Below are 25,229 nucleotides of genomic sequence, written 5' to 3' on the forward strand. Positions count from 1 at the left end.
GGGCCGTACCCGCCGTCGCGGTGGGCATACCGGCTCAGGCCACGAGCAGCCGAAGGCCGAGATCCGCCGTGTCGAGCTCGGCGAGGTCGCGGTTGCGCTCGGCCCACCGGCCGGAGGCCAGGTCCTCGCCGAGGCTGCGCACCGCGCGCTGCTCGACCTCCGGCCCGACCCTGGTCCACACCGACATCGCCCGGCGCACGTGCTCCTGCAGATACGCGCCCGGTCGGCGCCAGTACGCCTCGAACAGGCCGTCGGTGCAGTCCCACGGAACGGGAACCGACTCCGCGCGGGCGCCGATCGCCCCGGCCATCCCGGCCAGCGAGGGAAAGTCCGCCAGGACGCCGGTGAACTCGGGAAGGTAGTCGCGGGTCAGCCAGAACCGGTCCGGCCAGCCGGGCTCGTCGGTGTCGAAGGTGAGCACCACCACACGCCGGGCCACCCGCCGCAGCTCGCGCAGCCCGGCGATCGGATCCTGCCAGTGGTGGACGGTGGAGACGGCCATCGCGGCGTCGAAGGAACCGTCCGCGAACGGCAGGCTCTCCGCGCCGGCGGCCAGGCACGGCGCCGCGCCGGCGGGTCGCTGCGCCCGCATGACCGCCGAGGGCTCGACCGCGGTCACCTCGCGGTCGAGGGGCTCGTAGGAGCCGGTGCCGGCGCCGACGTTCAGCACCGTCCGGGCGTCCCCGAGCGCGTCCCAGATCTGCGCGGCGATCCTCGGCTCGGTGCGCCGTGTCGCCGGGTAGGCGCCGCCGATCGCGTCGTAGAGTCGGGCGCCGAGCATCCCCAGCTGCTCCTCCGGTGTCACGGTCTCTCCCTTCGCTCGTGCGTCGAGTTCCCTGTCGATGGCGGAGATCATGGCGTCGGCGCGGTCGCGCCGTTCCAGCAGCAGGCCGCGCAGCCGGTGCAGGTGCGCGGCCGCGTCGGTGGAGCCCTCGCCGACCAGCTCCGCGACCTCCCGCAGCCCGAACCCCAGTCGGCGGTAGGCGAGTACCTCCCGCAGCCGCTCCACGTCGGCCGCCGAATAGGCCCGGTACCCGGCCGGGGTCCGCGCCGACGGCCGCACGAGCCCGATCTCGTCGTAGTGGTGCAGCGTGCGGACGCTCACTCCGCCCAGTTCGGCCACGCGTCCCACGGTCCAGTGCTCTTTCACGCGACCGACTATCCAACCTGACGCCACGTGAGGGTCAAGCGCCCCGCTCCCGGCGGCTTCGGTGGGGCGTGGCGAACTCCGTCTACGATCGGGGCGACCGGCAATCGGATCGTCACACGGGGGATGTCAACGCATGAGTACGTCGCCAATGCCACCTGGAGCGGAGGAGCGGGCCGAGGGATCGTCCGTCCGGATCGGCGCGCTGCTGCCGCTGAGCCGGCCCGGCTGGGTCGAGGCGGGCCGACACCTGCTCGCCGGGCTCGAACTGGCCGTTCGCGAGGTCAACGCCGCCGGCGGGATCGGCGGCGGAGCACTTGAGCTGGTGGTCCGGGACACCGCGGCCGATCCGCAGCGGGCCGGGGCGGCGGTGGAGGAACTGGCCCGCCTGGGCGTGGCCGCCCTGGCGGGGGAGTACCACAGCGTCGTCGCCCGCACCGCCGCCGCCCGGGCCGACGCCCTCGGCCTGCCGTTCCTCTGCTCGTCGGCGGTTCTCGACGCGCTCACCGAACAGCCGACGGACCGGGTCGCGCGGCTGGCCCCGGCGCAGTCCCACGGCTGGCAGGTCTACGCCGACTTCCTCCTCGGCGCGGGCCACCGTCGGATCGCCGTGGCAGCCGCGTCGAGTGTCTACTGGGCATCCGGGACCGGCATCCTGCGGGACCGCCTCGCCGGGCACGGCGGCGCCGTCGTGGAACTCGACGCGGACGCGCTCACCCCCGCGGCCCTGTGCGAGGCACTGGTCGACAGCCGCGCGACGGCGCTGCTGCTGCTGGTCGGCCACCCGGAGCCGGCGGTGTCGATCGTCACCGCCGTCCGCCGCGACCGGCGCCTGGCCGGGGTCATGCTCGGGGCTCCGGCCGGGCAGCCGGAGTTCGCCGAGTGGGCGGCGCTGCTGGGCGACGACGGCGCCGGGGTCCCGTTCCTGCGCTACCTGCCCGAGCGCCTCGGCCCGCTCGGCACCCGGGTCGAGGCGGCGCTCCGCGAGCGGCTGGGCGGAGCGCCCTCCTTCGTCGCCTTCGAGGGTTACGACACGGTGGCCGTCCTGGCCGCGATGCTGCGCTCCCAGGGCCCGGAGCTGGGACGGACGGCCGAGTCCTGGCCGCGCGTCGACGTCGAGGGCACCCGTGGGCGGATCCGCTTCTCCCGCACGCCGGGCATCAGCGTCTGGCAGTGGGCCTGGGCGCCGGTCCAGGTCGTCGACCGGGACCCGGCGGCACCCGACCGCTTCCGGGTGCTGCACGTCGGCTGAGCGGGCGCTGGGCGCCATCGACGACGGCTCCACGCACGGCGGGTAGGCGCCGCCGGCAGGGCGGGCCCGCCTAGCCGGGGCGCCGGGCTAGGAGCTGGAGGAGCCCGGTGACGGCGACTCCGGCGACGATGAGCCGACGGTCGATCAGGTCCTGGACGTCGGCCAGGGGCAGCCACTCGATGCGGTCCGCCTCGTGGGTGTCGGTCGGTTCGGCGACCTTGACCCCGTCGCGGGCGAGGAAGACATGGTGCTCGGCGTTGGACATGCCGCCCACGGGCTGGTTGTAGGCCAGCGGCTCCAGCCGGGCGGGGTCGATCCGGTAGCCGGTCTCCTCCAGGACCTCACGCGCTGCGGCCTCCGCGACCTCCTCGCCGGGCTCGACGATGCCGGCCGGGATCTCCCAGTTCCAGGTCCGGGTGGTGAACCGGTGCCGCCACATGAGCAGCACCTCGTCGCGGTCGTCGAGGAGCACGACGGAGGCCACCGGGGCCCACTTGACCAGGTGGTGTTCGTAGCGGGCGAGCCCGGGCGGCTCGACGTCCACGAGGTCGAGCTCGACCCACGGGCTGGTGTAGATGGTGCGGCTGCCGTGCACGGTCCACTCGCTCAACTGATTCCCCTGGAGTTCGCAATGGTCGCAAGGTGCCATCCTGCCACCGGCGGGACCAGGTCCCGCACGGCCGCCTCTGCCGGCGGCGCCCGGGATGCCGAGTCGGCGGCTCCGCCGGATCCTGATCCGTATGGAGATCGCAGACGTGCCCCTCTTCGTCGAGGTGAAGGCCGGCCCGGACAACCGGGTCTACGTACTCGTCCTGAACGCGTTTCAGGACCTGGTGCGGGAGCCGGTGCCGGTGGAGACGTCCGTGGACGTGGACGCCCTGGTGGCCGGGTTCGAGATCGACCGCGACCGGATGCGCTACACCCCCCGCGCGCGGGAGATCGTGATCAAGCACGACGGCCTGTAGCCGGGGCCCGCCCGGGGCTGCGGGCACCGCGCGGACCGGCGCCGGCGGCCCACACGGGCGGTATGGGAGAGCGGGGGAGGGTATGGGGCGGTAGCTGCGGACGGCAACCCGGCGGCTGCCGCCGGGAGGCAGTTGTGAGTGCTCTATAAAGATCACACAGGACCCCGCCAAGTAGCGCGGGGCCTGGTGACAGGAGCAATATGCGCATGCGTACAGCGGCGTCGGTGATAACCGGCGCCATGGCCCTCGGAGCGGTCGCGGTTCCGTCCACGGCCTTCGCCGCGACCGCGAAGCCGGTGATCGCCAAGGTGTCCTCCGTCTCCTCGGTCCTCGGCCTCAGGAGCGCCACCGCCACCTTCGGGGTGACGGTCACCGCCACGGACGCCTCCGGGATCAAGGCGATCTACGCCGTCCCCTACCCGGTGGCGCTCGCCGAGGAGGCCCACGCGGTCCCCACCGTCGCCGACATCAAGGCCGACGGCAGCGCCGACCTGCTCAGCGCGCGGTCCGGCTCCGCGACCTCGCAGACGGCAGGCCGGGTGCAGAGCATGAAGGTCCCCACCGCACAGCTGGGCAACAACCTGGCCGGGGCCTGGGCCTTCGCCGTGCTGGTGGTGGCCAAGGACGGCGCCACCACCTTCGACGCGGCGGCCGGCACCTTCTACTGGCAGCGTGCCGACGCACTCAGCGCCAAGGTCTCCGCGACCAAGGTGCGCAAGGGCGCCGAGCTGAACGTCACCGGTCGGCTCAGCCGGGTCAACTGGCCCGCCCAGTCCTACCAGGGCTACGGCCAGCAGTGGGTCCGGCTGGAGTTCCGCAGGAGCGGTAGCAGCACCTGGACCACGGCCGGCTGGGCCAAGTCCAGCAGCACCGGCGCGCTGAGCGCCAAGGTCAAGGACGGCGCGGCCGGCAGCTGGCGCTTCGCCTTCGGCGGCAACGCCGACAGCGGCGCCGTGAACTCCGCGCAGAGCTGGGTCGGTCTGGCGTAGTCCGCGCAGGTCCGCGCAGGCAGCGGAACGACGGCCGACCGCGGTGACAGCGCGGTCGGCCGTCGGCGGTTCCGAGCCGGGTCAGCGGCCCCAGCGGCGCTGTTCCGCCATCCGGTGGCGGATCACCAGCAGGTCCACCACGGCGACCACCGCGCACACCGCGCAGACGACGGCCACCCCGATGTTGACCGGTCGGTCCTGCTCCGGCCCCTTCGCCGCGAGCAGGCCGAAGGCGACCGCGCCGAGGATCATCAGCGGCGCGTAGACGCCCGCCAGCAGCCGTCGCGCCCGCAGGTCGCTGCGGGCCCAACGCGGCTCGGAGCCGTCGTGGCGCCAGCGACGGGCCGCGGCCCGGGTCCGCCGGTCCGCAGCGCGCACCTCCCACTGCTGGCGGACGTGGTGCCCATGGCTGTCCTGGTGCGACATGGCCCCGTCTCCCTTCCGGCTGGACGCGGCCCCTCAACCTCACCCTTACCCGGGCAGGCCCGGCCGACCCCTGGCATCCGCCGCTTCCCGGCCGTGACCGGGATGGCCGACGCCGACAAGATCGCGCGGGCCCTTCTGGCGGTGTCCACCACCGCCGCCGCCCGGGCCCGGGCCGATGATGGGAACGCGGTCCCAGCCCCGATCCACAGCCCTGAAAGGTCCCTCGATGAGCCTGCGACACCTGACGCCCGGCGGACGCGGCTTCCTCATGGTCAACGCGCATCCCGGCGGGGCTGCGGCGAGCGTCGACCGGATGTGGGAGCAGATCCACGACCGGACGGAGGACGGCAGGCGGCCGGTCGTGCTCGTCGTCGGCTCCAGCGCCGGATACGGGCTGGCCGCCACCCTCGCGGCGGCGCGGCTCGGCGCACGTGGAATCGGCGTGAGCTTCGAGGCCCCGGAGACGGAGCGGCGGACGGCATCGGCCGGCTGGTACCGCACCGCCCGGACGGCCGAGCTGGTCGACGACTGGGTGTTCCTGAACGCGGACGCCTTCGGCCCGGGGGCCAAGGCCGACGTGGTGAAGCTGCTCGCGGAGCGCTTCGGGCCGGTCGACTACCTCGTCTACAGCGTCGCCGCACCGCGCCGCACGGATCCGGCGACGGGCCTGCTGCACCGGTCGGTGATCAAGCCGCTGGGCGAGCCCTACACCGCGAAGACCCTGGTCTTCGAGGACGAGGTGCCGGTGGTCGGCTCGTCGACGCTCGATCCGGCGGACGAGGCCGAGCGGCACGCGACCGTCCAGGTGATGGGCGGTGCCGACTGGCGGCTGTGGGTCGACGCCCTCGACGGGGCCGGGCTGCTGGCGGACGGTTTCACCACCGCCGCGCTGACCTACGTGGGCTCGGAGCTGACGGCCCCGATCTACCGGGCCGGGACGATCGGCGCGGCGAAGCAGCACCTGGAGCGGACGGCACGGGTACTGGACGAGCATCTGGCGGGCCGGGGGCGGGCGTTCACGGTGGTGGCCGGCGCGGCGGTGACGCAGGCGTCGACGGCGATCCCCAGCATCGCCCTCTACACCAGCATCCTGCACCGGGTCGCGGGGGAGCAGTTCGAGTCGACGACGTTGCAGATGACCCGGATGTGGGAGCAACTGACCGGCGTGGCACTGCTGGAGCAGGACGCCGCCGGCCGGGTGCGGCTCGACGAATGGGAGCTGGAGCCCGACGTCCAGGCGCGCGTCCGCGAGGTGTGGGAGCGGGTCACGGCGGCGACGGTGGCGGAAGAGGCGGACACCGACTGGTTCCTGGCCCAGGTCGGCCAGATGTACGGATGGCGGGTGCCGGGAGTCGACTACGCGGCGGAGCAGGAGACGACGGTTGCCTGGCCGGCCGACTGACGGCCCGGCAGCCGACATCCGGCGCCCGCTCCGCCCGGGCGTGCGCCGGATCGGCTTGCGCAGCGCGTAGGGTGACGGCATGACAACCGTCGACAACGCCCCGGCCGACCTGGACTCCCTCGGGGCCGGCAAGTACCTGCTGGTCACGACCTTCCGCAAGGACGGCCGGACGGTTCCCACCCCGGTCTGGGTGGTCCGCGACGGCGACGCCCTCGGCGTCTGGACGGTGGCCGACTCGGGCAAGGTCAAGCGGATCCGCAACCGGGGCGACGTCCTGCTTGCCCCCTGCGACGTGCGCGGCAACCGCCGGGGCGAGGACGTCCCCGGCCTCGCGGTGGTGGTCGCGCCCGAGGAGGCCGAGCGCTACCGCGAACTCATCTGCCGCAAGTACGGGTTGATGGGCCGGTTCACCATCCTCGGCAGCCGGCTGCGCCGGGGCCGCGACGGGACGGTCGGGCTGCGGATCACGCTGGCGGAGCCGACGGCCCGAGCGTAGGCGGTCACCGGAGCGGGGGCGGTCAGGCGGTCGCGCCGGGCCCGGTCTCCCGCGCCTTCGCCCAGTCCGTCACCAGCAGGCCGTAGACCACCTCGTCGAGGAACGAGCCGCAGACCCAGGCGGCGCCGCGCAGCGTGCCCTCGTGGGTGAAGCCGGCGCTCGCGGCCGCCCCCCTCATCCCCTCGTTGTCGGACAGGGTCTCCAGCTGGAGCCGGTTCATCCCGCGCACGCTGAAGCCGTACTCGCACAGCACCCGCACCAGGTCGGCGCCCAGGCCCTTGCCACGGAAGGACGGCCGGAGGGCCATGCCGAGGTGGGCCGTGCGGTTGTGGTTGTCGATGCCCCAGAGCAGCGCCGAGCCGGCCAGTTCGCCGCTGTCCAGCATCACCACGGAGAAGGGGACGAACCGTTCGTCGGGCCCGGAGACGGTGAACGGCGAGTCCGGCGCGCCCGGGGCGACCGGGCGCCAGGGCCTGGAGTCCGTCCGCGATCTGGTCGGGATGTCGTTGTAGAGCTCCTCGTGCAGGACGGGGACGTCCTCCTCGAAACGCGCCCGCAGCCCGACCTTGGTCCCTCGCAACATCAACCGCTCCTCGTCCGTCCCGCGGTTCCATGATCGGGAAATCCGCGCAGGGCAACATCCTGCGGGTGCGGGCCCGCGTGCGCCACTGCTTTTCGGCGGGTCCGCCGACGCCGGGACGCCGGACAGGGCGACCTTCTGCAGAAGGTCAAGGAATGTTAAAATCAACTGCGCAGAGCGGCGACTTGGCGTCTGCACCGCCGTTTCCTCAGGGAGGTCCGTCCATGACCGAGCGCAAGCCGGCCGGTGTCAGCTTCGAGACCTGGGCCGACAAGCAGTTCCGCGATGCCGAGGCGCGCGGCGAGTTCGAGAGCCTGCCCGGCTTCGGAAAACCGCTCCCCGGCCTCGACGCCCCCTACGACGACCTGTGGTGGGTCAAGGAGAAGCTGCAGCGCGAGCAACTGTCCTACCTGCCGCCCACGCTGGCGCTGCGCAAGGAGGCCGAGGACACCCTCGCGGCGGTGGCGAAGGCCAGGTCGGAGCGGGAGGTCCGGCAGTTGCTGGAGGACCTCAACGAGAAGATCCGGGAGTGCCTGCGCCGTCCCGCCGAGGGCCCGCCGCTCCGGCTGGCGCCCTTCGACGTGGACCGGGCCGTCCGCGACTGGCGGGCGGGGCAGGACCGCTGAGCGCGGCCCGCCCCGCCCGCCGGACACGACCGGCAGTCGGCCGGGTCAGACCAGCTCGGCGTGGAGGGTGATGTTCTTGACCCCGGCCAGGGCCTGGCTCACCGGGCAGTTCTTCTTCGCGTCCAGGGCGGCCGCCTGGAAGTCCTCCTCGGAGAGGCCGGGCACCCGGGCCTTCACGGTGAGGACGATGCCGGTGATGCCCTCGCCGGGCTGGAAGGTGACGTCCGCCCGGGTGTCGAGGCTCTCGACGGTGTGGCCCTGGCCGGCCAGGCCGTGCGAGAAGGCCATCGAGTAGCAGGAGGAGTGGGCGGCGGCGATCAGCTCCTCGGGGCTGGTCCGGCCGTTCGGCTGCTCGGCGCGCGAGGGCCAGTTCACGTCGAAGGTGCCGACCTTGGAGGAGTCGAGGACGACGGAGCCCTTGCCCTCCAGCAGAGTGCCTTCCCAGTGCGTCGTGGCGGTGCGGGTGGTGGCCATGGCGGGCTGCTTCCTGTAGGGACGGATCGGAACAGGGACACGCGGAACGGCGGCCCTTGGGCGCAGGGCCGACTACGGTCCCTCAGCCTAGGAGGTCGCGCGGTCCGACGCGACGCCTCTCGGCACCCGTACGGCTGCGTGTCGTCCGGTGGACACCAGTTCGCCGTCCGGGGAACCGTCCACCGGCCACGGCCGTTCGCAGAGCATGGCCTTTGGAGCGTTCGAAGAACTCTTCGTACCCGGTGCCCGCCACCGGGACGAGGAGAGAAACCGGCTGGCGCTGACCCGCGAGCAGGACGGCGAGGGCGAACCCCACCGCGGCCCGATCGATCTGGAGCGCGGCGCGGTGGTGATACGCGTCCAGCCCCAGCCCCAGCCCCCGGCCGGCCCGGACGCGGACCCGGACGCCGCAGCCGCCGCCGCAGCCCCCGCAGGGGGCTGACCGGCTGGTTTCCCTCCCGTGTCCGGCAGTTCGCCGACGCCCTGGACGGCCGCGCTCCCTACAGTGGCGCCACCGCCCGCCGATGGAGATGAGGGAAGCCGGACATGTCGCACACGCTCTCGGACGATCTGAAGAAGCTGCTGGACGGGACCAGGGTCTTCGCGACCGTCGCCACCGTTCAGCCCGACGGCAGCCCGCAGCTGAGCGTGGTGTGGATCGGGCGCGACGGGGACGACCTGCTGATCTCCACCACCGTCGGCCGCCGCAAGGAGCAGAACCTGCGGCGCGACCCGCGGATCACCGTGATGGTCAATCCGGCGGACGCCCCCTACACCTACGCCGAGGTGCGCGGCACCGCCACCCTCAGCACCGAGGGCGGCCAGGAGCTGATCGACCAGCTGTCGCGGAAGTACACCGGCAAGCCCTACGGCGAGTTCAACCCCGCCGCCCGGGACGACGCGCCGCGCGTCGTGGTCCGGGTCACGCCGCGCAAGGTCGTCGGCCGGCTCTGACCCCGGCCACGGCTCCGGCCACAGTCCGACCGCAGTCCGACCACGGCTCCGGCCCCGGGGCGGTGCACCCCGGGGCCGGGCCTCCTGCTCGCGTTCCGGCTACTCGGCGGGCGTCCAGCTCAGGATCGAGGTGTACGGGCTCTGGACGCCGGCGGCGGCGACGATCGACGCCGGGATCTGGTCGGCCGCGGTGATGTTGGTGTTGTTCGCGATCAGCACCGAGTCCGCGTTGTAGGCGGCCGGACCGTTGGTCCAGTAGTTGTCCTCGATCTGCAGCGGATCGTCGGTGCCGTTGTTGAGCGTGTAGTTGGTGTGCTTGCTGCCCCACACGTCGGCGGCGATGTCGTACTCGGCGTTGCCGGTGATGGTGATGTAGCTCGACCCGTTGTCCGTGTAGATGCCGTGGCCGGTCGGGCTGATCTGGTCGTGGATCAGGTTGCCGGTGATGTGCTCGCCGTTGGCGAGGGTGGAGCCGGTGATCCCGTTGGTGTAGATCGCGCCGCCGTCGGCGAGCACCGACATGTGGTCGTAGATCAGGTTGTCGGTGAAGGCGTTGCCCTGCGAGGAGTTGGGCTCCGCCGGCAGCTTGACCTTGTCCGGCCAGCCGCCCCAGCCCACCGAGATCCCGGTGTAGGGGACGTTGTTGATCTGGTTGTTCAGGAAGGTCGAGTCCTGCACGTAGCCGACGTCGATGGCCACCCCGCCCTGGTACTCGACCGAGGTGTTGTAGAAGTGGCTGTCCTTGACCACGGTCCCGGTCGTCGCCTGCACCGTCGTGGGCTCGTTCAGGTCCACGCCGCCGACGTCCAGGCCGTTGCCGGAGATGTCGGTGAAGACGCAGGCGGTGACCGTGTCCCCCTGCGAGCCGTCGCCGAGGTCCAGCCCGGCCGCGCCCAGGTGGACGAAGTAGTCGTGGTCGAAGTGGATGTTGTGGTCGTAGGTCAGGTCGATGTTCCCCGGCATCTTGGTCCAGTTGCCGTAGGGGCAGGTCCCGCCGGAGACGAAGGTGCACAGCCCCTGGGTGGCGTAGCCGCCGGTTCCGCTGATCGTGTAGGTCGCCTGGATCTCGGAGAAGCCGGTCGTGGTGTCCGGGACGGTGTATCCGGCGTAGGAGAACTGGATCCCCTGGAAGATGATCCCGTGGACCTCCGCCGAGGGGTTGCCGTCCGAGGTCAGCAGTGTCTGCAGCACCGGCGCCTCGACGTCGGCGGTGGCCAGGTTCTGGCCGGACAGCGGGAGGTAGTAGACCGTGTGGGTGGCGGTGTTCAGATACCACTGGCCGGGCGTGGTCAGCAGCGGGTAGGCGTTCTCCACCGAGGTCGGGGCCTCGGTGATGGACTGCCGTCCCACCAGCTCGACGGTCCGGCCCGAGCCGTCGGTGCGCAGCACCCGCTCGGTCGAGTTGGCCCAGCAGGGCTGCGCCATGGTGATGGTCGTCGAGGTGATCGAGGCCACCGGGCAGCGCGGCTCGGTCCAGGCGCCGAGGCCGCCCTTGTAGACGAACTCGATGTGGCTCTGGTTCGGCCAGGAGGCCATCGGGTCCCCGGCGGCGGTGGTGTAGCCGGTCGCGGTCTGGGTCACCGTGATCGGCAGCGCCCCGGTCGCCCGCTGCGCCCGGACGCCGTTGACGTACAGCTGCCGGGTGTCGGTCAGCCCGGCCGGCGCGGGGGCCGACCAGATGCCGGAGGCGGCGTTCGCCAGGGTCCAACCGGTCACCTGGACGCCGCCGCTGACGACCGGCTGGGCGCCGGCCTCGGCCTTCCACCAGATGTCGCCGGCGGTGCCGGTCGAGGAGTCGGCGGCGGTGAGGGTGAGCGGTTGGCTCAGCCGGTAGTCGCCGCCGGCCAGGTTGACCGTGATCTCGCCGGAGGTGGCCTGGTCCACCGCGCGCACGGCGGTCTGCGCGCGCGCCAGCGTCTGGAACGGGGCGCTCGCACTGGTGCCGGCGTTGCTGTCGCTACCGGTGGGGGAGACGTAGAAGTTGACCGGCGCGGCGGCGGCGCGGGCGGCCGGGGCCGCGGCGACGGCCCAGCCGATCAGCGCCAGTGCCAGGCCGACGCAGGCCGGCAGCGAGCGCAGCAGACCTAAGCGGCGGCGGGAGCCGGGCGACCCCGGCCGGGTCGGGTGGAGCAGAGAGGTGCGCGGCACCTGGTCCTCCTGACGGTGGTTCGGCGCCCCGGTCGGCGCGCCGCATTTCGCGAAACATAGGACCCCTGTCCAGTGGTGTCAACGATTTGATCAGGAATCTCCGGTCAACTACTCGCGCTTAAAGGATGATTAGGGCAAAGCCTCTGCTTTGGCATTCACCTTTACGGTGATTCATCGGATCACTCATCGACCTTGTGCAACTTGTTGCACAAGCGGCCCCGGCGGCCCTACTGTTGAGTAACCACATCGCCCGAGGAGTGACCGCATGAGTGCCTACCCCCATCTGCTGCGCCCGCTGGACCTGGGCTTCACCACCCTGCCCAACCGGGTGCTGATGGGGTCGATGCACGTCGGTCTGGAGGAGGCCGAGCACGGCTTCGAGCGGATGGCGGCCTTCTACGCCGCCCGGGCCCGGGGCGGTGTCGGCCTCATCGTCACCGGCGGCATCGCGCCCAATGCCGAGGGACGGCCGGCCGAGGGCGGCGCCGCGCTCACCACCGAGGCCCAGGCCGCCGAGCACCGGATCGTCACCGACGCCGTCCACCGCGAGGGCGGCCGGATCGCCATGCAGATCCTGCACTTCGGCCGCTACGCCGGCCACCGCGACCTGGTCGCCCCCAGCGCCATCAAGGCCCCGATCAACCCGCTCACCCCGCGCGCCCTCACCGAGGACGAGGTCGAGCGGACCATCGAGGACTTCGTCCGCTGCGCGGCCCTCGCCCAGCAGGCCGGCTACGACGGCGTCGAGATCATGGGCTCCGAGGGCTACCTGATCAACGAGTTCATCGCCGCGCCGACCAACCGGCGCGAGGACCGCTGGGGCGGCAGCTACGAGAACCGGATGCGCTTCCCGGTCGAGATCGTCCGCCGGGTCCGCGAGCGGGTCGGCAGCGACTTCATCCTGATCTACCGGCTCTCCATGCTCGACCTGATCCCCGGCGGCTCGACGCTGGCGGAGGTGGTCGCCCTCGCCCGTGCGGTGGAGGCGGCCGGCGCGACCATCATCAACACCGGCATCGGCTGGCACGAGGCCCGGATCCCCACCATCGCCACCTGCGTCCCGCGCGGTGCCTACACCTGGGTCACCAGGAAGCTGATGGGCTCGGTCACGGTGCCGCTGGTGACCAGCAACCGGATCAACACCCCGGAACTGGCGGAGCAGCTGCTCGCCGACGGCTGCGCCGACCTGGTCTCGCTGGCCCGGCCGCTGCTGGCCGACCCGGAGTTCGTCGCCAAGGCCGAGCAGGAGCGGCCGCAGGCCATCAACACCTGCATCGGCTGCAACCAGGCCTGCCTGGACCACACCTTCAGCGGCCGGATCACCTCCTGCCTGGTCAATCCGCAGGCCTGCCACGAGACCGAGCTGGTGCTGGCGCCCACCCGGCTGCGCCGCCGGGTGGCCGTGGTCGGCGCCGGACCGGCCGGCCTGGCCTGCGCGCTGACCGCCGCCCGGCGCGGCCACGCGGTCACCCTCTACGACGCCGCCGAGGAGATCGGCGGGCAGCTCAACGTCGCCCGCCAGGTGCCCGGCAAGGAGGAGTTCGGCGAGACCCTGCGCTACTTCCGGCACGAGCTGGCCGCCGAGCAGGTCGACGTCCGGCTGTCGACCGCGGTCGACGCCGACCTGCTGGCCGGGGCCGGCTACGACGAGATCGTGATCGCGACCGGTGTCCGCCCGCGCACCCCGGAGATCCCCGGCACCGACCACCCGTCCGTGCTCGGCTACCTGGACGTGCTGCGCGGCAAGGCCGAGGTGGGCGAGCGGGTGGCGGTGGTCGGCGCCGGCGGGATCGGCTTCGACGTCGCCGAGTACCTGACCGACCCGGGCGAGGCCGCGAGCCTGGACCCGGCGGTCTTCCTGGCCCAGTGGGGCGTGGACGCCGAGCACACCACCCCCGGCGGCCTGACCAGCCCGGTCCGCAGCCCCTCGCCCCGGCAGGTGCACCTGCTCCAGCGCCGGACCAGCAAGGTCGGCGCCGGGCTCGGCCGCACCACCGGCTGGATCCACCGCACCGAGCTCAAGCACCGGGGCGTCGCCATGACCGCCGGCGCGAGCTACGAGCGGATCGACGACGAGGGCCTGCACGTCACCGTCGACGGCGAGCCGCAGCTGATCGCCGCCGACACGGTGGTGCTGTGCACCGGACAGGAGCCCGAGCGCGGCCTCTACGACGCCCTGCTGGCCAAGGGGCTGACGCCGCACCTGATCGGCGGCGCGGACGTCGCCGCCGAGCTCGACGCCAAGCGCGCCATCGACCAGGGCACCAGGCTCGCGGCGCAGCTGTGACCCGCCGGCCGGCGCCCGAGGGCCCGGGCGCCGGCCCGTCCTAGGATCACTCCATGTCGCTGCCGCACGCCATCCTCACCGCCCTGCTGGAGAAGCCCTCCTCCGGACTGGAGGTCACCCGCCGCTTCGACCGCGCGATCGGCTACTTCTGGTCGGCCTCGCACCAGCAGATCTACCGGGAGCTCGGCAAGCTGGAGCAGGACGGCCTGATCAGCGCGGTCCCGCAGCCGCCCTCGCGCGGGCAGCGCAAGGAGTACCAGGTGCTCCCGGCCGGCCGGGCCGAACTGGCCGAGTGGGTCGCCCGGGAGCAGGACCCCCGGCCGGTCCGGGACCCGCTGCTGCTGCGGCTGCGCGCGGCGGCGGCCCTGGGCCTGGACGGACTGGACCAGGAGTTGCGGCGTCACCTCGGGCTGCACCGGCAGCAGTTGGCCGAGTACCTGGAGATCGAGCAGCGGGACTTCCCGCCCGAGCGGGCGGCCGGGGAGAACCGTCTCCAGCACCTGGTGCTGCAGGGCGGCATCCGGATGGAGGAGTTCTGGATCGACTGGCTCACCGAGGCCCTCGGCACCGAGGGTGCGGCCGCTACGCCTGCCAGGCGGGGGAGCGGCCGAGCAGGCTGAGCACCCGGTCCAGCAGCCCTTCGCCGCCCCAGGGCAGCCCCGGGGCGAAGGAGGCTCCCGGCTGCAGCCGGTTCGCCGCGTCCGGCACGGCCTCGGCGATCGGCAGCACGGCGCGCAGCAGGTCGTCCGGGAACGGCGTGGCCACGCCCAGCGCCGCCGCGACGTCCCAGCCGTGGACGACGTAGTCGACGAAGTGGAAGCTGACGGCGATCCCGGCCGGGATCGGTTCCGGGCGCACCTCCGGCAGCCAGAACCCGCCGTCGAGCACGCCCTCGCGGGCGAAGGCCGTGGTGACCCGGTCGGCGGAGGCGCGGAAGACCCCGGCCGGATCGTCGCCGAACTCCCGGTCCGCCCAGACCGTCCGGTCCTCGCGCTCGCCGTCCGCGGCGGCGGCGAAGCCGTGGTTCTGGCCGATCATGTGGCTCAGCAGCTGCCGCAGCGTCCAGGCGGCGCAGGGGGTCGGCAGGTCGAGGTGCTTGGCCTCGACCTGGTCGACGATGCTCTTGGTGATGTCCAGGGTCCGGCGGTCCCAGGGGCGGTAGTCGGTCACGGCAGCCACCTAGCTCAGAGTCAAGTGCACGGACGTTCGTGCTTGATTGCTCAGCCTAGCTCCGGAGGTCCTGTCGCACCGTCAGTTCGCGCAAGTGCCTCCGGCGGTGCGGCGGCATGGCGGTGCCCCCCGTCGGGGATCCGACGGGGGGCACCGCGAGTCCTACGGCAGAGCGGGGTCAGCTCAGGCCGGCGGCGGGGCCGCAGACCGGCCAGGCGCCGGGGCCCTGCGCGGCCAGGACGGCCTCGGCCACGGTGATCTGCTGGGCCTGGGTGGCCTGGTAGGCGGCCGGGGCGTAGGCGGTGCCACCGAAGGCGGCCCAGGTGGACGGCGTGAACTGCAGGCCACCGGAGAAGCCGTTGCCCGAGTTGATCGCCCAGTTGCCGGTGCTCTCGCACTGCGCGACCTTGTCCCAGGTGGTGGGAGTGGCGGCCGACGCGGAAGAGGCGCCCAGCAGGCCGACCAGGGGGAGCGTGATGACCGCTCCGGCAGCGGCGGCGGTGCGCAGGCGGTTGGTGCGGGCAGCGGCGGTGATGCGGCGGAAAATCATAGAAACCCTTCGTCAAGTACCCGGGGCAGCAGGACGCAGGGCACGCCGAATGACGTGTCGTCCTGCTGTTCTGGCTTCCTGAGGGCGGACGGGGCACGCGGGGCGCGGCCGGCCGTTCCGTCCCGGTTCCCGTCGTGTCCGCCGGGCGGCGGTGGAGCGCGTTCTCCCGGAAGCGGGAGGAACGTGCGGGGCGGGTGAACCCGGGTTGTGCTCGTCGCACTTCCTCGAACCTAGGGCAGCCCCGGGCGGTCCCCCAAGCGCTCACAGAAGATCCCAGGTCAGCGTGGGGTTACCTCTGGTATTGATCGAGGAAATGGCCCGATTTCCGATGATTTATCGGATAAACCCGCCGAATCCGCCCTAATCAGTGACCTGGGTCACCATATGAGTCGGGTGAGCTGCCCCACACTGTCGACAGCCGGTGACCGCCGACCGACCTGCGGTCACAGTTGATCTCCCCGTCGAGCCCTCGATGGTGACCTGGACCACCCGCCCCGGAAACTCAGCCGCCCGCAACGAAGTGGGGCGGGGCCGGCTGCCGGAATCGTGGGTGCACCGGGCCGGAGCCGCGACTCAGCGGCTCGCCGCTGCGGCCCTGCCCGTGCGCGACGATCTCGGCGGCAATCGACAGGGCCGTCTCCTCCGGGGTCCTGGCGCCGAGGTCGAGCCCGATGGGCGAGTGCAGCCCGGCCAGCTCGGCCGGCGTGGCACCGGCCTCGCGCAGCAGCTCCAGCCGCTGGAGATGCGTCCGCCTGGATCCCATCGCACCCACGTAGGCGAGGGGCAGCCGCAGTGCGCGCAGCAGCAGGGGCACGTCGAACTTGGCGTCGTGGGTCAGCACGCAGACCTCCGCGCGGGCATCCAGCTGCTGGGACTCCAGATAGCGGTGCGGCCAGTCCACGACCACCTCGTCCGCGTCGGGGAAGCGGGCCCGGGTGCTGAACACCGGGCGGGCGTCGCAGACGGTGACGTGATAGCCGAGGAACCGGCCGATCGAGGCCAGGGCGGCAGCGAAGTCGACCGCACCGAACACCAGCAGCCGCGGCGGCGGCAGGCGGGACTCCACGAACACGGTCAGGCCCGGGTCGCAGGGGTCGACGCGGACGGTTCCGGTGTGCCCCGCCAGCCAGCGGTCGCGGACCGCGTCCCGGATCCGGTCGGCCAGTTCCGCCGGGAGGCCCGAGGCCGCGTCCGGTTCGCCGGCGACGAGGGTGCCGCCCACCAGCTCCTCGGCCCCGGCCACCACCCGGGCCAGCCCCGCGGCCGTGCCCCCGGGGACCGTGCCGACGGCCGGTCGCCCGGGTGCGCGGGCCGCCCCGGCCGGGAAGGGCTGGACGAAGACCTCGACGGTGCCGCCGCAGGAGAGCCCCTCCGCGTAGGCGTCCTCGTCCGAGAAGCCGAAGCGGCGCAGGGTGCACCGGCCGGTCGCCAGCGCCTCCCGGCAGAGCTCGTAGACGGCGGCTTCGACACAGCCCCCGGAGACGCTCCCGATCGCCTCTCCGCCGGCGTCGACGGCCATCGCCGCGCCCGGTTGCCGGGGGGCGCTGCCGCTCACCGCGACCACCGTCGCCACGGCGAAGTCCCGTCCCTGCTCGCGCCAGGCGACCAGGTGTTCCGCCAGCTCCAGCACGTCGTCTCGCTCTTCCCGGGTCGGCCGCTCAGAACTGGGTCTGCGCGGAGAGGATGGCCTCGCGGATGCGGTGGTAGGTGCCGCAGCGGCAGACGTTGCGGATCTGGTCGAAGTCCGCGTCGCCCAGCTGCTGTCCGGCGGCCCGTGCCTGCAGAACCTTGGCGACGGCGGCCATGATCTGGCCGGGCTGGCAGTAGCCGCACTGCGGGACGTCCATCTCCAGCCACGCCTCCTGCATCGGGTGCAGGTCCTTGCCGACGGTGGCGGGCAGGCCCTCGATGGTGGTGACCTGGTCGGTGGGCTGGAGATCGCCCACCGGGGTGCAGCACGGGTTGAACGCCTTGCCGTTGATGTGGCTGGTGCAGGCCTGGCAGACCCCGAGACCGCAGCCGTACTTGGGCCCGGTGACGCCGAGGATGTCGCGCAGGACCCAGAGCAGCCGGACGTCGTCCTCGACGTCCACGGTGACCGGCTGCCCGTTGAGGACGAAGGTTTGCTGAGGCAAGGAAGTCTGCTCCTGTTCGACTGGGTGCTCTGGGTCTGCGGGGTGCTCCGGGCCTGCGGGGTACGGAGTCAGTACGCGCGGCTGAGGCCGTCGGTGGGCGACTGCGGGATCGGCGGGACGGTCGGCAGCGGGGTGAAGGCGAGCGGCGCGCCGTGGTTGACCGGGAACGTGGTCGGCATGCTGCCGGTGGCCCGGCCGTAGGCGCAGGCCACCGCGGCCATGGCGCCGGCGACCGCCAGCTCCCCCGCCCCGCCCGGCGTTCCGGTGGTCGGGGGCATCACGATGATGTCCAGCTCGGGCGGGGTGTTCCACTGGCGGGTGTAGAAGTAGTCGTCCCAGCTGCCCTCCTGGAAGTACCCGCCCGCCAGGTGGAGGCTGGAGGTCAGGGCCAGGGCGATGCCGTCCATGATGCCGCCCATCATCTGCGCCTCCAGGCCCGTGGGGTTGACCGCCAGGCCGACGTCGACGGCGCAGACGACCTTGGTGACCCGGGGCCCGGTGACCGCGTCGGGGACGGACCGGTCCACCGTGGCCCGGGTGCAGTCGATCTCGGCGAGGACGGCGACGAAGCCGTGGTACTCGGGGTGGATCGCGATGCCCTGCGCGGTGCCGGGGGCCATCGTCCGCCCCCAGTCGCCCGCCTGGGCGACCGCGTCGAGGACGGCCACCGCCCGCGGGTCCTTCAGGAACCCCTGCCGGAACCGGTAGGGGTCCTGGCCCATCGCCGCGGCCAGCTGGTCCACGATCAGCTCCTGCGCGCAACGCACGTTGGGCGAGTAGATGCCGCGCATGCTGCCGGTGTGGAAGCCGTTGTCCACCTCGGTCAGCAGCTGGGTGGTGACGCCGAAGTTGTAGGGCGTCTGCTGGGTGAGGCTGAAGATGGTCTCGGAGAAGGCGAGCCCGCCGACCGGCAGCTTGGCCACCGAGGCGGTGATGATCTCGCCGAGGCCGTGCCCGAACTCGGTGGCCACCGAGGTGTGCCGCTGGTCCATGGTGAGCACCTGGCCGAGCGCGTAGGTGGCCCGCACCCGGGAGATGGACATCGGGTGCACCCGGCCCTGGCGGAAGTCGTCGGTGCGGTGCCACATCAGCCGCACCGGCTTCGCCATCGCCTGCGAGACCTCCGCCGCCTCCAGCGCGGCGTCGAAGAACAGCTTCCGGCCGAAGGAGCCGCCGCCCTCGGTGACGTGCACGGTCACCGCGTTCACCGGTAGGCCCAGCTGCACGGCGAGCTGCTCCTGCGCGTCGATCGGCGACTTGGCCGAGGTCCAGATCTCCGCGCTCCCCGAACGGACGTCGGCGACGGCGCAGTTGGTCTCCAGCGGGCTGTTGCTGGCGAAGTGGAAGGTGAAGCGGGCGTCGACGGCCTCGGTCAGCAGCGGCAGCGGCGGGGTGACCAGCGGGTTCTCCGCCGCGCGCAGCTCGGCCAGGACGCTGGCGTCGGTCGCCGAGTCCTCGCTGCCCGGTCCCCAGGTGACCTGCAGCGCCTGCACGGCGTCGATGCACTGACCGAAGGTGCGCCCGCGCACGGCGACCCCGGTGGAGACCACGGCGACATCGGTGATCCCCGGCATCGCCTGGACGGCGGCCTGGTTCTGCACCGACACCACGGTGCCGTTGATCGTCGGCGGCCGGCAGATCATCGCCGGCATCGCGTCCGGCACCTGGACGTCCATGGCGTACTGCTTGCGGCCGGTGACGGCGTCCAGGGCGTCGACGCGGTTCTGCGGCGTGCCGACGACCGTGAAGGCCGAGGCGGCCTTGAGCGTGACCGACACCTGGAGGTCGGTCAGGCTGCCGGCCGCCACCGCGAGTTCGGCATAGCTGAGGGAGCGGCCGTCCGGGGCCGTGATCACGCCCTGCAGGACGGAGAGCGCGGAGAGCGCCACACCCAGCTCCGTCGCCGCCGCCTCCAGCAGCCGCTGCCTGGCGGTCGCGGCGGCGACGCGGATCGGGACGTAGCTGGAGATGGTCGTGTTGGAGGCGCCGGTGAACTGGTTGAAGAGCAGCTCGGGACGGGCGTCGGCGAGGGTGACCTGCACCTTGTCCAGCGGCAGGTCCAGCTCCTCCGCGATCAGCATCGCGGTGGAGGTGGTCACCCCCTGGCCGACCTCGGCGCGGGGCAGGGCGAAGGACGCGGTCCCGTCCGGGTTCAGCGTGATCGTGATCAGGTTCGACGTCGGCAGCGCGGCATCGGTCAGCATGTCGTTGAGGTCGTAGAGGTCGGCCGGCTCCGGCACCCCGGGCACGGCGGCGTCGGCACGCGGCGCGGCCGCCCCCTCGCCCAGCTGCGCGGCCACCGTCAGCGTCGAGGCGGCCAGGACGTAGCCGAGAAACCGTCGTCGCCCGATCCCCGGCGACGCCTGCTGCGGCAGGACTCCTGACTGCTGCTGCAGGTTCTGGGTTTCCATCCACCGACCCCCGAGGGACTGATCGACATACTGACGAGTCAGTAAACTACTGCACCAGGGGCCTTGGGGCCGAACCCCGGCCTCGGAACACGGTTCCGGGGCACGGCCTCGGGACACGCGTCACGGGCCGATGTCGCCGCGCAGGCCGCGCCAGACCGGCTGGCGCAGCAGTCCCCGGTCGGTGAACTCGGCATAGCCGACCTCGGCCTGGAGGTCGGGGCGGACGAAGCGGACCGGTTCGCCCCGGTCCAGTCCGACCGGCGGACCGCTGAACGGTGACACGCCGCACTCAAGACCGCGCAGCAGCCCGGCCAGCGCCCGGCGCTCGGCCTCCGCGAAGCCGGTGCCCACCGCGCCGACGTAGCGCAGCCCGCTCGGGTCCACCACGCCCACCAGCAGGGACTTCACCGCCGTGCCGCGCGGGCCGCCGGGTACCCAGCCGCCGACGACGACGTCCAGCGCCCGGGCGTACTTGATCTTCACCCACTCCGGCGAGCGCACGCCGGGGCGGTAGCGCGACCCCAGCCGCTTGGCCACCAGCCCCTCCATGCCGCGCTCCCGGGTCCACCGCGCCGCCTCGGCCGCCATCGACCCGGGCCAGGCCGGCGGGACGTGGACATGGGCGCCGCCGAGGTCGAGCTCCTCCAGCAGCGCGCGCCGTTCGGCGTAGGGCAGGTCGACCAGGGACGCGCCGTCCAGCCACAGCAGGTCGAAGACCATCAGGCTGACCGGGACGGTGTAGGTCGCGCGCCGGATCGCCGGGGCCCCGCGCAGCGTCATCCGCTGCTGGAGCCGGCCGAAGGAGGGGCGGCCCTGGTCGTCCGGGGCGATGGCCTCGCCGTCGAGGATCAGGTCGCGGCCCGGCAGCAGCCGGGCCAGCTCGCCGAGCTCGGGGAAGCGCTCGGTCGCGCTGTTCCCGTTCCGGGACAGCAGCCGCAGGCCGCCGGCGCCGTCGTGGGAGGACAGCAGTCGCATCCCGTCCCACTTGACCTCGAACAGCCACTCGTCCGGGTCGCTCGGCATGGTCCCGGGCGAGGCCAGCATCGGTTCCAGCACCGGTAGTTCGACCGGGGTCGGCGCTGCGGAGCCGGGGCGCCCGGGCATCACGCGACCGCCTTCCGGCGGGGGTGGGCGACCCGGCCGAGGGCCTCGACCAGTTCCTCCCGGCTCATCCGGGAGCGGCCCGGCAGGTCCAGCTCGCTCGCCCGCGCGTACAGTTCGGCCTTGCTCAGCGCACTGAGGTCCGGCTGCGGGGCGCGCGCCGCCGCCGTCCGGTCCGCCTTCGCCGCCGTCCGCCGCCGTGGAGCCTCGGCGCCGTGCCCGCCGTGCCCGCCGTCCGCGCCGTCCGTCGCCGGAGCGGTGCCCGCGCGGTCCAGGCTCCGGCGCAGCGCCTCCATCAGGTCGATCACATTGGTCGCGTCCGGGGCCGAGGCGGCGGTGACGATCTGCTTGCCGGCCCGCTTGGAGTCGATCAGCTCCTCCACCCGGTCGCGGTAGGCGTCGTGGTAGGCCTCGGGGCGCCACTCGGTGGTCAGCGCGTCGATCAGCTGCCGGGCGGCCCTGAGCTGGCCGGGGTCGGACGCACTGCGCTCGGGCAGCGAGGGCAGGTCCTCGACCGGGTCGCGGATCTCGTCCGCGTAGTGGAGGGTGTGCAGCTCCAGCACCCGTCCGGCGGGCCGGACGGCGGTCAGGTACTGCTTGCCGCGCATCACGAAGGTCGCGATCGCCGCCCGTCCGCTGTCCTCCAGCGCCTCCAGCAGCAGCCCGTAGACGGGGGTGAACTCCTTGCCCCGGGGCGCCAGGTAGTAGCAGGACTGGAAGTAGATCGGGTCCACCTCGGCGAGGTCGACGAAGGCCGAGACCTCGATCACACGGGAGCGCCCGGGGGCGATCTCGTCCAGCTCGCCCGGCTCGATCACCACGTACTGGTCGTCGCCGAGGTCGTAGCCCTTGACGATGTCCTGGAAGTCCACCTCCTCGCCGGTCCGCTCATTGGTGCGCCGGTTCCGCACCCGGTCGGAGGTGCCGCGCTGGATCTGCCGGAAGTGCGCGGCATGGTCCTCGGTCGCCGAGTACAGACCGACGGGGACCGTGACCAGTCCGACGCTCAGCGCGCCGGTCCACATCGCTCGGGCCATCGTCCGTGCCTCCTCAGGTGTCGTTCGAACGGTCGTCGGATCCCGGATGGTCCAGGTGGTCCAGATGGGCCCGCGCGTCCCGGGCCCGGCCGTCGGCCTTCCGGGCCGCGCGGTCGGTGGCGCCGACCCGCTCGCGGGCCGTGCGCTCCTCGGCCACGGCCCGCCGCTCGTCGGCCCGGGCCCGCTCCAGCCGCTCGGTCGCCGACTCGACCCGGTCGCGGGCGCTCAGGCTCCGGGCGGCGACGCGGTCCAGCTCGCGGCGGGCCCGCTCGGCCGCGTCGGCCGCCGCCTCGGCCTCGCGTCCGGCCTCGGCCGCAGCCCGGCGCGCCCGCGCCAGCAGGTCGCGGCGCAGCCCGGCGTCGGCGTCGAGGTCGAGGTCGCTGCGGGCGGCGCCGGGGCCGGGGCCGGGGGAGCGGGCAGGCCCGGCCGGGGCCGGCGGTGAGCGCGGCGGTCAGCCGGCCGGAGGCGAAGGCGTCGGCGGCCTCCGGGTCCGCCAGCACCGTGTGCAGCGTCCGCTCCAGCTCCTCCAGCGGACCCGCGCCGACCCGCTGCCCGGCCCGCACCGCCTCCGCCCCCGCCTGGCGGACGAGGGCGGAGACCACCTCCTGCCGCCGGGCGCCGAGCTCGCGCAGCCGGTCCCCGGCCAGCCGGGACTGGGCGGCGCGCAGTCCGCTGCCGAGCTCCAGCAGCGCCCGGACCTCGTCCGGCTGCTCGCGGACCAGGAGATTGCCGAGCCAGGCCCCCGCCGTGGGCCGCCGCAGCCGGCGGAGCCGGTCGCCCAGTTCCGGGTCGCCGTCGGCGCGGGCACGGTCGGCCGCCTCGTTGCGGGCAGCGGTGAACCGTGGGGGAGGAAGCGCGTAGAGCCCGTCGGCGACCTGCTCGAAGTCCACGGGGCCGCCTCCCTTCGGGCTACTGGTTTGTCCATATTCGCGCCATTTGTTGGATATGGATATGCGAGCGCCGCCCCGGGGGATGGATGAGTCATGGAACCGACAGCGGCGCTGGAGCGGATCGCCTTCCTGCTGGAGCGCAGCGGGGCCTCGACCCACAGGGCGGCGGCCTTCCGCCGGGCCGCGTCCGTGGTGGCCGACCTCTCCCGGCTGGAACTGCTGCAGCGCGCCGTCTCCGGCCGGCTCACCGACCTGGACGGCATCGGGACCACCACCGCCCGCGTGATCGCCGAGGCCGCCGCCGACCGCACCCCCGACTACCTCGCCGATCTGGAGCAGCAGGCCCTGGCCCCGCTCGCCGAGGGCGGGCAGGGGCTCCACGCCGCCCTGCGCGGCGACTGCCACCTCCACTCCGACTGGTCCGACGGCAGCAGCCCGATCCGGACCATGGCCGAGGCGGCCCGCGCGCTCGGCCACAGCTGGGCGGTGCTCACCGACCACTCCCCGCGGCTCACCATCGCCCGGGGCCTCTCCGCCGAGCGGCTGCGCGAGCAGCTCGACGTCCTCGCCGAGCTCGCGGTCGCCGACCCGGGCGAGTTCCGGCTGCTCAGCGGCATCGAGTGCGACATCCTCGCCGAGGGCGCCCTCGACCAGGAGGGCGAGCTGCTGGACCGGGTCGACCTGGTCGTCGCCTCCGCCCACTCCGGCCTGCGGACCGAACCGGCGAAGATGACCCGGCGGCTGGTCCGCGCCGTCACCGACCCGAGGGTGAACATCCTCGGCCACTGCACCGGACGGCTGCTGGGCGGCCGCAGCCGTCCCGAGTCCACCTTCGACGCGGACGAGGTCTTCGCCGCCTGCGCCGCCTCGGGCACCGCCGTCGAGATCGACAGCCGACCGGACCGGCTCGACCCGCCGCGGCGGCTGCTGCGCCGGGCCGTCGAGGCCGGCGTGCTGTTCGCCGTCGACTCCGACGCCCACGCGCCGGGCGAGCTCGCCTGGCAGGAGTACGGCTGCGCCCGGGCCGAGGAGTGCGGCATCCCGCCGGAGCGGATCGTCACCACCTGGACCGCGGGGGAACTGCTGGACTGGACCCGGGCCGGCCTGATCCCCGCCCGCGCCCGCTGACCGCGTCCGCCGACCGCGGCGCCCGGCCCGCAGCTCGCGCGCGCCGACCGCGGCGGCCCGAGAATGGAGGGGACCGGACGGCTCCGGGAGGCCGCATGCCGCAGGACCGCACCGTCGTCGAGGTGGACGGGCACCGGCTCACGCTGTCCCACCTCGACCGGCTCCTCTACCCCGCGACCGGCACCTCCAAGGCCGCCGTGCTGCACTACTACGCCCGCGCCGCCGTCGCCATGCTGCCGCACCTGGCCGGACGGCCCGCCAGCTTCCTGCGCTGCCCCGAGGGCGTCACCGGCGAGCGGTTCTGGGCCAAGAACGTGCCGCCGGGCGCCCCGGACTGGGTCACCACGGCCGACGTCGCCCAGCACGCCAAGACCATGCGCCAGGTCGTGGTCGCCGACCTGGCCACCCTCACCTGGGCGGCCAACCTCGCCGCGCTGGAGATGCACGTACCGCAGTGGACCGCCGGCAAGGGGCCGGACGCCCACGACCGGCTGGTGGTCGACCTCGACCCGGGCGAGGGCTGCGACGTCACCCACTGCTGCGCCGTGGCGCTCCGGGTCCGCGAGCTGCTCGCCGCCGACGGCCTCCGGGCCTGGGCGAAGACCAGCGGCGGCAAGGGGCTGCACCTCTACGCGCCGGTCGTCGACGCCACCGCCGAGCAGGTCGGCGACTACGCCCGCCGACTGGCGCAGCGGCTGGAGCAGGACCACCCCGACACCGTGGTCTCCCGGATGGCGAAGGCGCTGCGGCCGGGAAAGGTCTTCATCGACCACAGCCAGAACGCCTCCAGCAAGACCACCGCCTGCGCCTACACCCTGCGCGCCACCACCCGGCCGGCGGTCTCGACCCCGGTCTCCTGGGAGGAGGTCGAGGACTGCGTCGCCGCCGAGCAGTTCGCCTTCACCCCCGAGCAGGTCGTCGAGCGGATCGACCGCTACGGCGACCTGCTCGCCGGGCTGCTCGACCCCGCCGCCGCCGGCCGACTGCCCTGAACACACCGGCGGCCCCCACCCCGGACGGGGTGGGGGCCGCGGAGGCGGAGCGGGCCGGCGGGCCGGTGG

25 protein-coding genes and 1 pseudogene are annotated in these 25,229 nt (G+C 73.4%); 13 read left to right on the plus strand and 13 right to left on the minus strand.

All coding sequences use genetic code 11. The features are described from left to right. Positions 1-34 precede the first annotated feature (34 nt). The gene (locus tag BS75_RS41710; RefSeq protein WP_034091930.1) at positions 35-1,132 is read right to left on the minus strand and encodes a MerR family transcriptional regulator; all 1,098 of its coding nucleotides are present in this window, start codon (positions 1,130-1,132) and stop codon (positions 35-37) included. A gap of 151 nt (positions 1,133-1,283) precedes the next feature. Here BS75_RS41710 and BS75_RS41715 point away from each other — a divergent pair, with 151 nt between their 5' ends. Further along, positions 1,284-2,399 carry an ABC transporter substrate-binding protein gene (locus tag BS75_RS41715; protein ID WP_034091931.1) on the plus strand — a complete coding sequence of 372 codons (1,116 nt, stop codon included), beginning with the start codon at positions 1,284-1,286 and terminating at the stop codon, positions 2,397-2,399. Positions 2,400-2,469: 70 nt separating this feature from the next. On the opposite strand, the gene BS75_RS41720 is transcribed toward BS75_RS41715, so the two are convergent. Continuing rightward, entirely contained in the window at positions 2,470-3,009 is a 540-nt protein-coding gene (locus tag BS75_RS41720) for an NUDIX hydrolase (RefSeq protein WP_034091932.1), read from the minus strand. A 130-nt stretch (positions 3,010-3,139) separates the two neighbouring features. On the opposite strand from BS75_RS41720, the gene BS75_RS41725 reads away from it, so the two are divergent. Continuing rightward, a complete protein-coding gene (locus BS75_RS41725) occupies positions 3,140-3,364 on the plus strand; it encodes a hypothetical protein (RefSeq protein WP_034091933.1) in 225 nt (74 codons plus the stop codon). Between the two features lie 206 nt (positions 3,365-3,570). After that, entirely contained in the window at positions 3,571-4,353 is a 783-nt protein-coding gene (locus BS75_RS41730) for a hypothetical protein (RefSeq protein ID WP_152645836.1), read from the plus strand. Positions 4,354-4,434: 81 nt separating this feature from the next. On the opposite strand, the gene BS75_RS41735 is transcribed toward BS75_RS41730, so the two are convergent. Continuing rightward, positions 4,435-4,779 (minus strand): DUF6343 family protein, encoded by a 345-nt coding sequence (locus tag BS75_RS41735; protein WP_152645835.1) that lies wholly within the window; start codon positions 4,777-4,779, stop codon positions 4,435-4,437. Positions 4,780-5,005: 226 nt separating this feature from the next. Here BS75_RS41735 and BS75_RS41740 point away from each other — a divergent pair, with 226 nt between their 5' ends. Continuing rightward, positions 5,006-6,181: a hypothetical protein gene (locus tag BS75_RS41740; protein ID WP_034091935.1), complete on the plus strand. Its 1,176-nt coding sequence runs from the start codon at positions 5,006-5,008 to the stop codon at positions 6,179-6,181. A gap of 79 nt (positions 6,182-6,260) precedes the next feature. Further along, positions 6,261-6,677 (plus strand): PPOX class F420-dependent oxidoreductase, encoded by a 417-nt coding sequence (locus tag BS75_RS41745; protein ID WP_034091936.1) that lies wholly within the window; start codon positions 6,261-6,263, stop codon positions 6,675-6,677. A 22-nt stretch (positions 6,678-6,699) separates the two neighbouring features. Here BS75_RS41745 and BS75_RS41750 read toward each other — a convergent pair whose 3' ends face one another. Next, positions 6,700-7,260 (minus strand): GNAT family N-acetyltransferase, encoded by a 561-nt coding sequence (locus BS75_RS41750; RefSeq protein WP_034091937.1) that lies wholly within the window; start codon positions 7,258-7,260, stop codon positions 6,700-6,702. A gap of 221 nt (positions 7,261-7,481) precedes the next feature. Between BS75_RS41750 and BS75_RS41755 the strand changes: the two genes are divergently transcribed. Next, the gene (locus BS75_RS41755; RefSeq protein ID WP_034091938.1) at positions 7,482-7,883 is read left to right on the plus strand and encodes a DnaJ family domain-containing protein; all 402 of its coding nucleotides are present in this window, start codon (positions 7,482-7,484) and stop codon (positions 7,881-7,883) included. 45 nt (positions 7,884-7,928) lie between these two features. On the opposite strand, the gene BS75_RS41760 is transcribed toward BS75_RS41755, so the two are convergent. Beyond that, the gene (locus tag BS75_RS41760) at positions 7,929-8,357 is read right to left on the minus strand and encodes an OsmC family protein (RefSeq protein ID WP_034091939.1); all 429 of its coding nucleotides are present in this window, start codon (positions 8,355-8,357) and stop codon (positions 7,929-7,931) included. Between the two features lie 148 nt (positions 8,358-8,505). Here BS75_RS41760 and BS75_RS41765 point away from each other — a divergent pair, with 148 nt between their 5' ends. Further along, positions 8,506-8,799, plus strand: coding sequence for a DUF6191 domain-containing protein (locus BS75_RS41765; protein WP_231608063.1), 294 nt, complete (start codon positions 8,506-8,508; stop codon positions 8,797-8,799). A gap of 104 nt (positions 8,800-8,903) precedes the next feature. Then, on the plus strand, positions 8,904-9,311 hold the full coding sequence (locus tag BS75_RS41770) for a PPOX class F420-dependent oxidoreductase (protein WP_034091941.1): 408 nt from the start codon (positions 8,904-8,906) through the stop codon (positions 9,309-9,311). Between the two features lie 99 nt (positions 9,312-9,410). Here BS75_RS41770 and BS75_RS41775 read toward each other — a convergent pair whose 3' ends face one another. After that, entirely contained in the window at positions 9,411-11,459 is a 2,049-nt protein-coding gene (locus tag BS75_RS41775) for a right-handed parallel beta-helix repeat-containing protein (RefSeq protein WP_052070440.1), read from the minus strand. Positions 11,460-11,724: 265 nt separating this feature from the next. Between BS75_RS41775 and BS75_RS41780 the strand changes: the two genes are divergently transcribed. Together BS75_RS41780 and BS75_RS41785 are read left to right on the plus strand one after the other, a co-directional pair. Beyond that, positions 11,725-13,746 carry an NADPH-dependent 2,4-dienoyl-CoA reductase gene (locus BS75_RS41780; protein ID WP_034091942.1) on the plus strand — a complete coding sequence of 674 codons (2,022 nt, stop codon included), beginning with the start codon at positions 11,725-11,727 and terminating at the stop codon, positions 13,744-13,746. A 53-nt stretch (positions 13,747-13,799) separates the two neighbouring features. Continuing rightward, on the plus strand, positions 13,800-14,366 hold the full coding sequence (locus tag BS75_RS41785) for a PadR family transcriptional regulator (RefSeq protein ID WP_042437903.1): 567 nt from the start codon (positions 13,800-13,802) through the stop codon (positions 14,364-14,366). Here BS75_RS41785 and BS75_RS41790 read toward each other — a convergent pair. The 7 genes and pseudogenes from BS75_RS41790 to ku all read right to left on the minus strand — a co-directional run bounded on the left by BS75_RS41790 (position 14,329) and on the right by ku (position 22,150). Further along, entirely contained in the window at positions 14,329-14,916 is a 588-nt protein-coding gene (locus BS75_RS41790; RefSeq protein WP_034091943.1) for a TIGR03086 family metal-binding protein, read from the minus strand. The genes BS75_RS41785 and BS75_RS41790 overlap by 38 nt on opposite strands. A 178-nt stretch (positions 14,917-15,094) precedes the next feature. After that, positions 15,095-15,466, minus strand: coding sequence for a transglycosylase family protein (locus BS75_RS41795; RefSeq protein ID WP_081983128.1), 372 nt, complete (start codon positions 15,464-15,466; stop codon positions 15,095-15,097). Positions 15,467-15,994: 528 nt separating this feature from the next. Further along, positions 15,995-17,096 (minus strand): annotated as a pseudogene (locus BS75_RS43750) (XdhC family protein); the annotation flags it as partial. A gap of 28 nt (positions 17,097-17,124) precedes the next feature. Then, positions 17,125-17,601 (minus strand): (2Fe-2S)-binding protein, encoded by a 477-nt coding sequence (locus BS75_RS41805; protein WP_034091944.1) that lies wholly within the window; start codon positions 17,599-17,601, stop codon positions 17,125-17,127. A 68-nt stretch (positions 17,602-17,669) separates the two neighbouring features. Further along, on the minus strand, positions 17,670-20,012 hold the full coding sequence (locus BS75_RS41810) for a molybdopterin cofactor-binding domain-containing protein (RefSeq protein ID WP_042437898.1): 2,343 nt from the start codon (positions 20,010-20,012) through the stop codon (positions 17,670-17,672). A gap of 120 nt (positions 20,013-20,132) precedes the next feature. After that, positions 20,133-21,116, minus strand: coding sequence for a non-homologous end-joining DNA ligase (gene ligD, locus BS75_RS41815; RefSeq protein ID WP_034091945.1), 984 nt, complete (start codon positions 21,114-21,116; stop codon positions 20,133-20,135). After that, the gene (ku, locus tag BS75_RS41820) at positions 21,116-22,150 is read right to left on the minus strand and encodes a non-homologous end joining protein Ku (RefSeq protein ID WP_034091946.1); all 1,035 of its coding nucleotides are present in this window, start codon (positions 22,148-22,150) and stop codon (positions 21,116-21,118) included. The genes ligD (BS75_RS41815) and ku overlap by 1 nt, the downstream gene beginning before the upstream one ends. Positions 22,151-22,196: 46 nt before the next feature. On the opposite strand from ku, the gene BS75_RS41825 reads away from it, so the two are divergent. From BS75_RS41825 to ligD (BS75_RS41840), 3 genes are all read left to right on the plus strand, one after another. Beyond that, complete coding sequence (locus tag BS75_RS41825; protein ID WP_034091947.1) at positions 22,197-22,592, plus strand: hypothetical protein; 396 nt, start codon at positions 22,197-22,199, stop codon at positions 22,590-22,592. 541 nt (positions 22,593-23,133) lie between these two features. Continuing rightward, the gene (locus tag BS75_RS41835; protein WP_034091949.1) at positions 23,134-24,168 is read left to right on the plus strand and encodes a PHP domain-containing protein; all 1,035 of its coding nucleotides are present in this window, start codon (positions 23,134-23,136) and stop codon (positions 24,166-24,168) included. A gap of 95 nt (positions 24,169-24,263) precedes the next feature. Continuing rightward, positions 24,264-25,160, plus strand: coding sequence for a non-homologous end-joining DNA ligase (gene ligD, locus BS75_RS41840; RefSeq protein ID WP_034091950.1), 897 nt, complete (start codon positions 24,264-24,266; stop codon positions 25,158-25,160). Positions 25,161-25,229 lie beyond the last annotated feature (69 nt).

The sequence above is a fragment of the Streptacidiphilus albus JL83 genome (genome assembly GCF_000744705.1).
GTDB lineage: Bacteria > Actinomycetota > Actinomycetes > Streptomycetales > Streptomycetaceae > Streptacidiphilus > Streptacidiphilus albus.

Excerpts from the sequence above, each read along its gene's own strand:
- ku (WP_034091946.1), bottom strand. The coding sequence starts at position 22,150 with ATGGCCCGAGCGATGTGGACCGGCGCGCTGAGCGTCGGACTGGTCACG.
- BS75_RS41740 (WP_034091935.1), top strand. The coding sequence starts at position 5,006 with ATGAGCCTGCGACACCTGACGCCCGGCGGACGCGGCTTCCTCATGGTC.
- BS75_RS41780 (WP_034091942.1), top strand. The coding sequence starts at position 11,725 with ATGAGTGCCTACCCCCATCTGCTGCGCCCGCTGGACCTGGGCTTCACC.
- BS75_RS41755 (WP_034091938.1), top strand. The coding sequence starts at position 7,482 with ATGACCGAGCGCAAGCCGGCCGGTGTCAGCTTCGAGACCTGGGCCGAC.
- BS75_RS41760 (WP_034091939.1), bottom strand. The coding sequence starts at position 8,357 with ATGGCCACCACCCGCACCGCCACGACGCACTGGGAAGGCACTCTGCTG.
- BS75_RS41735 (WP_152645835.1), bottom strand. The coding sequence starts at position 4,779 with ATGTCGCACCAGGACAGCCATGGGCACCACGTCCGCCAGCAGTGGGAG.
- ligD (WP_034091945.1), bottom strand. The coding sequence starts at position 21,116 with ATGCCCGGGCGCCCCGGCTCCGCAGCGCCGACCCCGGTCGAACTACCG.
- BS75_RS41810 (WP_042437898.1), bottom strand. The coding sequence starts at position 20,012 with ATGGAAACCCAGAACCTGCAGCAGCAGTCAGGAGTCCTGCCGCAGCAG.
- ligD (WP_034091950.1), top strand. The coding sequence starts at position 24,264 with ATGCCGCAGGACCGCACCGTCGTCGAGGTGGACGGGCACCGGCTCACG.
- BS75_RS41835 (WP_034091949.1), top strand. The coding sequence starts at position 23,134 with ATGGAACCGACAGCGGCGCTGGAGCGGATCGCCTTCCTGCTGGAGCGC.
- BS75_RS41715 (WP_034091931.1), top strand. The coding sequence starts at position 1,284 with ATGAGTACGTCGCCAATGCCACCTGGAGCGGAGGAGCGGGCCGAGGGA.
- BS75_RS41785 (WP_042437903.1), top strand. The coding sequence starts at position 13,800 with ATGTCGCTGCCGCACGCCATCCTCACCGCCCTGCTGGAGAAGCCCTCC.
- BS75_RS41730 (WP_152645836.1), top strand. The coding sequence starts at position 3,571 with ATGCGTACAGCGGCGTCGGTGATAACCGGCGCCATGGCCCTCGGAGCG.
- BS75_RS41825 (WP_034091947.1), top strand. The coding sequence starts at position 22,197 with ATGGTCCAGGTGGTCCAGATGGGCCCGCGCGTCCCGGGCCCGGCCGTC.
- BS75_RS41795 (WP_081983128.1), bottom strand. The coding sequence starts at position 15,466 with ATGATTTTCCGCCGCATCACCGCCGCTGCCCGCACCAACCGCCTGCGC.
- BS75_RS41770 (WP_034091941.1), top strand. The coding sequence starts at position 8,904 with ATGTCGCACACGCTCTCGGACGATCTGAAGAAGCTGCTGGACGGGACC.
- BS75_RS41745 (WP_034091936.1), top strand. The coding sequence starts at position 6,261 with ATGACAACCGTCGACAACGCCCCGGCCGACCTGGACTCCCTCGGGGCC.
- BS75_RS41750 (WP_034091937.1), bottom strand. The coding sequence starts at position 7,260 with ATGTTGCGAGGGACCAAGGTCGGGCTGCGGGCGCGTTTCGAGGAGGAC.
- BS75_RS41725 (WP_034091933.1), top strand. The coding sequence starts at position 3,140 with ATGGAGATCGCAGACGTGCCCCTCTTCGTCGAGGTGAAGGCCGGCCCG.